The sequence below is a fragment of the Pseudomonas sp. B392_1p genome (genome assembly GCF_052245235.1).
GTDB classification, from domain to species: Bacteria; Pseudomonadota; Gammaproteobacteria; order Pseudomonadales; family Pseudomonadaceae; genus Serpens; species Serpens gallinarum.
On sequence record NZ_JBQPXM010000012.1, the window covers coordinates 140,391 to 147,229 of the forward strand.

5 protein-coding genes are annotated in these 6,839 nt (G+C 62.0%); 3 read left to right on the top strand and 2 right to left on the bottom strand.

Annotated elements, in window-relative coordinates; translation table 11 throughout:
- Nucleotides 1–47 precede the first annotated feature (47 nt).
- Nucleotides 48–1,544: a CoA-acylating methylmalonate-semialdehyde dehydrogenase gene (locus ACTV8E_RS16835; protein WP_443200249.1), complete on the top strand. Its 1,497-nt coding sequence runs from the start codon at nucleotides 48–50 to the stop codon at nucleotides 1,542–1,544.
- 142 nt (nucleotides 1,545–1,686) lie between these two features.
- On the opposite strand, the gene ACTV8E_RS16840 is transcribed toward ACTV8E_RS16835, so the two are convergent.
- Together ACTV8E_RS16840 and ACTV8E_RS16845 are read right to left on the bottom strand one after the other, a co-directional pair.
- Entirely contained in the window at nucleotides 1,687–2,241 is a 555-nt protein-coding gene (locus ACTV8E_RS16840) for an REP-associated tyrosine transposase (RefSeq protein ID WP_251837491.1), read from the bottom strand.
- A 74-nt stretch (nucleotides 2,242–2,315) separates the two neighbouring features.
- The gene (locus ACTV8E_RS16845) at nucleotides 2,316–4,397 is read right to left on the bottom strand and encodes a TonB-dependent receptor family protein (RefSeq protein WP_443200250.1); all 2,082 of its coding nucleotides are present in this window, start codon (nucleotides 4,395–4,397) and stop codon (nucleotides 2,316–2,318) included.
- Nucleotides 4,398–4,589: 192 nt separating this feature from the next.
- Here ACTV8E_RS16845 and ACTV8E_RS16850 point away from each other — a divergent pair, with 192 nt between their 5' ends.
- Both ACTV8E_RS16850 and ACTV8E_RS16855 read left to right on the top strand, forming a co-directional pair.
- Nucleotides 4,590–5,048, top strand: a complete 459-nt coding sequence (locus ACTV8E_RS16850; RefSeq protein WP_251837493.1) for a hypothetical protein — start codon at nucleotides 4,590–4,592, stop codon at nucleotides 5,046–5,048.
- A complete protein-coding gene (locus ACTV8E_RS16855) occupies nucleotides 5,045–6,625 on the top strand; it encodes an FAD-dependent oxidoreductase (protein ID WP_443200251.1) in 1,581 nt (526 codons plus the stop codon). Before ACTV8E_RS16850 ends, ACTV8E_RS16855 begins: the two co-directional genes overlap by 4 nt.
- The last annotated feature ends 214 nt before the right edge of the window (nucleotides 6,626–6,839 follow it).

Sequence of the window (6,839 nt, forward strand, 5' to 3'; positions counted from 1 at the left end):
GGATGCCACAAAGGCATTCACCCTACGCAACAGAACATGGAGTGCCCATGAGCCACATCCCGCATCTGATCAACGGCGAGCGTCTCGCCGGACACGGCCGCAGCGCCGACGTCTTCAATCCCTCCACCGGCCAGGCGATTCACCAGGTTGCCCTGGCTGACCGCGCCACCGTGCAGCTCGCCATCGATGCAGCCCAGGCGGCCTTTCCTGCCTGGCGCAACACCCCGCCGGCCAAGCGCGCCCAGGTCCTGTTCCGCTTCAAGCAATTGCTGGAGCAGCACAAGGACGCCATCGTCCAACTGATCAGCGAAGAACACGGCAAGACCCTTGAAGACGCGGCGGGCGAGTTGCAGCGCGGCATCGAAAACGTCGAATACGCCTGCGGTGCCCCGCAACTGCTCAAGGGTGAATACAGCCGCAACGTCGGCCCCAACATCGACGCCTGGAGCGATCAACAGCCGCTCGGCGTGGTCGCCGGCATCACCCCGTTCAACTTCCCGGCCATGGTGCCGCTGTGGATGTACCCGCTAGCCATCGCCTGCGGCAACTGCTTCATCCTCAAACCCTCCGAGCGCGACCCTAGCTCGGCGCTCTATATCGCCGACCTGCTCAACCAGGCCGGACTGCCGAAGGGCGTGCTCAATGTGGTTCACGGTGACAAGGAGGCGGTGGACGCGCTGCTTGAGGCGCCAGAGATCAAAGCGGTCAGCTTCGTCGGCTCAACGCCGATTGCCGAATACATCTATGCCGAAGGCACCAAACGCGGCAAACGCGTGCAAGCCCTCGGCGGAGCGAAGAACCACGCGGTGCTGATGCCCGACGCCGACCTGGATAACGCAGTCAGTTCCCTGATGGGCGCCGCCTACGGCTCCTGCGGCGAGCGCTGCATGGCCATCTCCGTGGCGGTATGCGTGGGCGACCAGATCGCCGATGCGCTGGTCGCCAAGCTGGTGCCACAGATTCAGGCGTTGAAAGTCGGCGCGGGCACCTCTTGCGGCCTGGACATGGGCCCGCTGGTCACCCGTCAGCACCTGGACAAGGTCAGCGGCTACGTCGAAGACGGCGTGCGTGCTGGCGCCGAACTGGTGGTCGACGGCCGCGGCTTATCCGTGGCGGGCCATGAAGACGGCTTCTTCTTCGGCGGCTGCCTGTTCGACCGCGTCACCCCGGACATGCGCATCTACCAGGAAGAAATCTTCGGTCCGGTGCTGTGTATCGTCCGCGTCGGCAGCCTGGAAGCCGCCATGCAATTGATCAACGCCCACGAATACGGCAACGGCACCTGCATCTTCACCCGCGACGGCGAAGCCGCCCGACTGTTCTGCGACGAAATCGAAGTCGGCATGGTCGGCGTCAACGTCCCCCTGCCGGTGCCGGTCGCCTACCACAGCTTCGGCGGCTGGAAACGCTCCCTGTTCGGCGACCTGCACGCCTACGGCCCGGACGGCGTGCGCTTCTACACCCGGCGCAAGGCGATTACCCAGCGCTGGCCGCAACGGGCGAGCCACGAAGCGGCGCAGTTTGCGTTTCCGAGTAATGGGTAAGTGAGAAGGGCGTGAACTAACAGGCCGGTCGGAGACTGGCCTTTTTGCATGGAGCTTTGATGGGTATCGCTGCGCTCAACACCATCCTACATCCTGACCGAAACTTCGAATTCGTAGGATGGGTGGAGCGCAGCGATACCCATCAATTGATCCTTGCCAAGCCCCGTTCATTTCGTTCACCCGCATTATTCTCTATTCCTTCGCCTGCCCAATCCTCAGGTAACAAACCCATCAGGACATAGCGGTGGAAAGACGACCACGGCCAGTCGGCAAGATTTTCGACATGCCCATGTTTTCGGGGATTGTGGTGGATGTAATTCACGTGTCGGACGAAGTCCTTTTCGTCGCGAATGCGATGTTCCCAATAGCGACGCTGCCAGATGCCGCGCTCGCCTCGCCGTGCGCGGCTGGCGGAAATGTGTTCGTGTTTTGGCAGGCTGCGCGAGAAATGCGCTTTGATCAGTCGCCAACGCAGGGGGTAATCGGCATCGTGCGCCGGCAGGGTGCAGATCGCATGCAGGTGATCGGGCAGGATGACGACGGCGTCTATCCGCCATGGATGACGGTGCATGGCATAGACGAAGGCGCTACGCAGGTTTTCGATGTGCGTAGTGAGCAATGTGGCGTTGCGGTCAGCGAGGTTGAGTGTGAAGAACCAGGTGGCGCCGGGTGTGTGGTCGCGGCGGTAGGCGGTCATCGGTATGCAGTCCTTTGCATTATGGGTGTGAGAGACGATAGGTATCGCTGCGCTCAACCCATCCTACGGAATGGTTAAAACTGAAACTCCAGCCCGGCGCCGGCATACCAGGAGCGGCCCGGTGCGGCTTCGTAGTAGCGGCCATTGCCGTCGCCGACGATCACCGAACCGACGTATTGGCGGTCCAGCAGGTTGTCCAGGCGCAGGGTCTGGTGAAAGGTCCAGGGCCCGCTTCGCTGTTCGAGGCGCGCGCGCCAGTGGAACACGGCATAGCTCGGCGCGGCTTTGGCGGTGTTGGTGTCTTCGGTGTAGACCTGGCTGCGGTACTGGGCTTCAAGGGCGGTGCTGATGCCGTCTTGCGGACGCCAGTTGAGTTCGCCGTAAAGGGTGGTGCGCGGTACGCCGGGTAAATCGTTGCCTTCTTCTATAGAGAGGTTGCCAGCGTTGAAGCGCGAGGCGTAGGTGGCGCTCAGGTAGGTGTAGGCGAGGTAGGCCGACCAGTGCTCGCTGAGCTGGCTGTCCAGGCCCAGCTCGAACCCGCGGCGTTGGGTGCGGCCGGCGTTCTGGTAGCTGGTGCGGCCGTTCTGGTTGGCGAAGACGACGATTTCATCGTCAGTGTCGATCTGGAACAGCGCGGCGTTGATGCGCACGCGTTCGCCGAGCAGGGCTTTCAGGCCGAGTTCGTATTGCGTGCTGGTGGCCGGGTCCAGATTCAGATTGGAGCCGCTGCCGCCACCGGGGGCGTAGGCCAGTTCGCCCTGGGTTGGCGTCTCGAAGGCTTTGCCGACACTGATGTAGCCATTGAGCGTCGGGCTGAAGGCGTAGCCGAGGCTCAGAGTGGGCGTGGCCTGCTCGAAACGCCGCCGGCCGCTGTCGTCGCCGTTGTCGGCGGTGATGAAGCGGTCGTCGATGTCGATTTCCACGGTGCTGTAGCGCAAGCCGCCCTGCAGGGTCCAGTCGCCTAGTTTCCACGTGGCCTGGGCGTAGGGGTCGAGGCTGGTGACGGTGTCGATTTCGTCGCGGCGCAGTTCGCCTTTCACGCCGAGTTGGTCGCCGACGAAGTTCTGGTAGCCCTGGCGGTCGTCGCGACTGCGGTCGTAGTCCAGGCCGAACACCAGTTGCAGGTCGCCGGGTGCACTTTCCAGGGGCTGTAACCAGCGCAGGCTGCCGCCATAAAAGGTGCGGTCGAAGTCCACCACCCCGCCGCCACGCTCGTTGGCGGGCACGGCTTTGGGGATCGACAGAAATTGCAGCACGCTGCGCCGGCCGGTGTAGGCAGTGGCCTGCAGGGTGGCGTCGCCGAAACGGCGCTCGTAATTGCTGCCCAGTTGCTGGTGGTCGATGCTCTTGCGTGTGTCGTAGAGCAGCGCGTTGGCGGTCACCGAACGGGGATCGGCGCGATAGCCTTCCCAGGTCTGGCCCAGCGGGTCTTCGGTGTCGTTTTGCTCCAGGCTGCTGAAGACCAGGTTCAGCGTGCTGTCGTCGTCCGGCGCAAGGTTGAGTTTGGCGAACGTCTGGTCGCGACGGGCGGCGCTGTGGTCGCGGTAGCCGTCGGTGTCCAGGCGCGAGGCGTCGAGCAGGAAGCCGATGCCGTCGGTTTCGCCTTCCGCGCTGAGGTGGTTGCGTGTCAGGCCGTCGCTGCCGAGCAGGGTTTCGACGCCCGCACGTGGGCTGCCGCGGCCATCGCGGGAAAACACCTGGATAACGCCGCCGGCATTGCTGCCATACAGGGTCGATGCGGGGCCGCGTAATACTTCTATGCGATCTGCGGTGTCCAGATTGAAGGTGGCGGCCTGGCCCTGGCCGTCTGGGGTACTGGCCGGGATGCCGTCGGCGATCAATTTGATGCCGCGTACGCCAAACGCCGAGCGGGTGCCGAATCCGCGCGAGGAAATCTGCAGGTCTTGGGCATAGTTCTGGCGATTCTGGATGGCCAAGCCGGGAACGCGGCTGAGGGCTTCGGAAGCGTTGATGCCCAACTGACCTTCGCTGATCTGGCGGCTGTTGACGCTGTCGATGGAATAGGGCTGGTCGAAGCTGGGTGTCAGAAGACGGCTGCCGGTGACTACCAGCGGGGTGGCGATTTCCAGGGTTTCGGCGCTGGCTGGGATGGGCAGGAGCAGGACGAGCAGAGAATGGAAAATCGATTTCGTCATGTAAGTGCCGGAGTAAACGCGTCGGAACCTTGGTTATAGACTACTTGCGCAAGGAGTTGCGGTTCCGCTTGGCGCTGATAGACGTCCCTGTATGTTCGGTCAGTCCTGTCACGAGTGTGCTTTGGGCCACTGTGCAACCGGTGCATATCAGCTTACATGCCTGCCTGTGTTTACCAGTACGGGAAGTCTGTGATGTCTGCTCATAGGTTGTCGAAAGCGTCCCTGAGCCATATTCGTCAGGTGTTCAACGAATTGGAGCCTGCACCGGTCCAGGTGCGGGAAGGATTTTTCCGCGCCTGCTTTATTGGCCCATGGTGGTTGCGTGCCAGTGCCGGGCCGAGCGTTGCGCTGAGCGGTTTGCCGGGCTGGCAGGGCAAGCGCTTCCTGGATGCGGATACAGCCACCAATGTGCTGCGCACGGCAAGCGGCAGCGTAGAGAAGCTGCGGATGCAATGCCGGGAAGGTGCGTCTCTGGTGGATGGACGACAGGGTGTGGCGTTGCACTACGGCAAGGACGCGGTGTTGCCATGGCGCTGGGTCGTCGATGAGCTGCGCGTGTTGAATGAAGGCACGCTGTTGGGCATGACGGTGATCAATCTGCCGGTATTGCGGCATCTGGCGTTCCCCTTTCTGTTGCAGCGTGAATCATGAGCGAGCCCTTCGACTTCGATGTGCTGATTGTGGGTTCGGGCTTTGGCGGCAGCGTTTCGGCGTTGCGCATGGCCGAGCGGGGGCTGAAGGTTGCCGTGCTGGAGCAAGGCCGCCGCGTAACGGAAGCGGATCTGGAGCGGGCCGGCAAAAAGGCCAGCGCTTTGGCCTGGGCTCCAGCGCTGGGACGCTATGGCTTTCTGGCTCAGGATATTTATCGCCACTTGGGTGTAGTGCGCGGCATTGGCGTGGGCGGCGGCAGTCTGGTGTATGCCGCCGTGTTGCTGGAGCCGGGCGAGCGCTTCTATCGCGATCCGACCTGGAGTGCGCTGAGTCCCGATTGGTCTGCCGAACTGGCGCCGCATTACGCCACGGCCAAACGCATGCTCGGCGTGGCGGTGAATCCCTATCGCGGCATTCAGGATGAGTGGTTGGAAACCACCGCGGAGCGTATGGGCGCGGCGCATACATTTGGCTCGGTGCCGCAGGGTATCTATTTTGGTGATCCACATCGTTTTACCGACGACCCCATTCTGGATGGACAGGGGCCGGCCCGTCGCGGCTGCAACCTGTGCGGTCGCTGTATCACCGGCAGCTCCCAGGGTGCGAAGAACAGCCTCGACCACAACTACCTCTATATGGCTGAGCAATTGGGCGTGCAGATTCTTGCGGAGTCTCGGGTCACGCATATAAAGGAGGAAGGGGAGGGGTATCGGGTTTATCGCCGTCACCCCTGGAAGCGTCAGGCACAGGAGTCGCTCAGGGCGCGTCGGGTGATTCTCGCGGCTGGCGTGACCGGCACCCTGGAAATCCTGTTCGCGTCCCGTGATCACTATAAAACGCTGCCGGACATTTCCCGCGCGCTGGGTGAGCACGTGCGCACCAACAGCGAGGCCATCGTCAGCATCCTTGCCAAAGACAGCGCTATGGATGTCTCCCAGGGCACAACCATCTCGACACACTTCCATCCGGACGAGAAAACCCACATTACGCAAAACCGTTTCCCGGCCAGCTATAGCTTCATGCGCTTCTATATGGGGCCGTTGGTGGATGGCGAGCGACCCTGGCGCCGAGCTCTGGGTGTAGTGGGTCAGTTCCTGCGTCATCCTGTTCGTTCAACGATTGGCTGGCGCGCCAAAGGCTGGCATCGGCGGGTGTCCGTGCTGACGGTGATGCAGCAGGCGGACAATGAGCTTCGCTTTGTCTATGGTCGGAGCTTATTGCGCGGCGGGCGGCGTTCATTGGTTTCTGAGGTTGCCGTCGGGGATCGGGCTCCTTCCTATCTTCCCCAGGCCAATGCGGCTGCGCGCATTTTCGCGGAGGTCAGCCAGGGGGATGCGCAGAACGTCTTGCCGGAAAGCCTGGCCAATCTCTCCGTAACGGCACATCTGCTCGGCGGGGCGGTGATGGCCGTAGGTCCGGAGCAAGGTGTTATCGACCAAAACCACGAAGTCTTCGGCTATTCTGGGTTGTATGTAGTTGATGGCAGCGCCATCCCCGTTAATGTGGGGGTCAACCCCAGCCTGACCATCACAGCGTTGGCAGAACGCTTTGCCGGTAAGTTGGCTCAGGGTTTATAGCCGCCTAACGGTATCTGCAATAAAACTGCAAATAACCGTTGACGGCAGAATCCAGCGGCCTATAATGCGCCCCACTTCCGGTGCAGACCTTACTGAAAACTCCTTGTAGATCAACGAGTTAAGCGGTTTGAAGAGTGTCGGAAGGTTCGCTTTTCGAAGCGAAGGCGGTGCGAGGTTGGAGTTGACAGCGATTCAGGTTGCTGTAGAATTCGCC

Coding starts and splice junctions, on each gene's coding strand:
- ACTV8E_RS16845 (WP_443200250.1), bottom strand. CDS start 4,397: ATGACGAAATCGATTTTCCATTCTCTGCTCGTCCTGCTCCTGCCCATC.
- ACTV8E_RS16855 (WP_443200251.1), top strand. CDS start 5,045: ATGAGCGAGCCCTTCGACTTCGATGTGCTGATTGTGGGTTCGGGCTTT.
- ACTV8E_RS16840 (WP_251837491.1), bottom strand. CDS start 2,241: ATGACCGCCTACCGCCGCGACCACACACCCGGCGCCACCTGGTTCTTC.
- ACTV8E_RS16835 (WP_443200249.1), top strand. CDS start 48: ATGAGCCACATCCCGCATCTGATCAACGGCGAGCGTCTCGCCGGACAC.
- ACTV8E_RS16850 (WP_251837493.1), top strand. CDS start 4,590: ATGTCTGCTCATAGGTTGTCGAAAGCGTCCCTGAGCCATATTCGTCAG.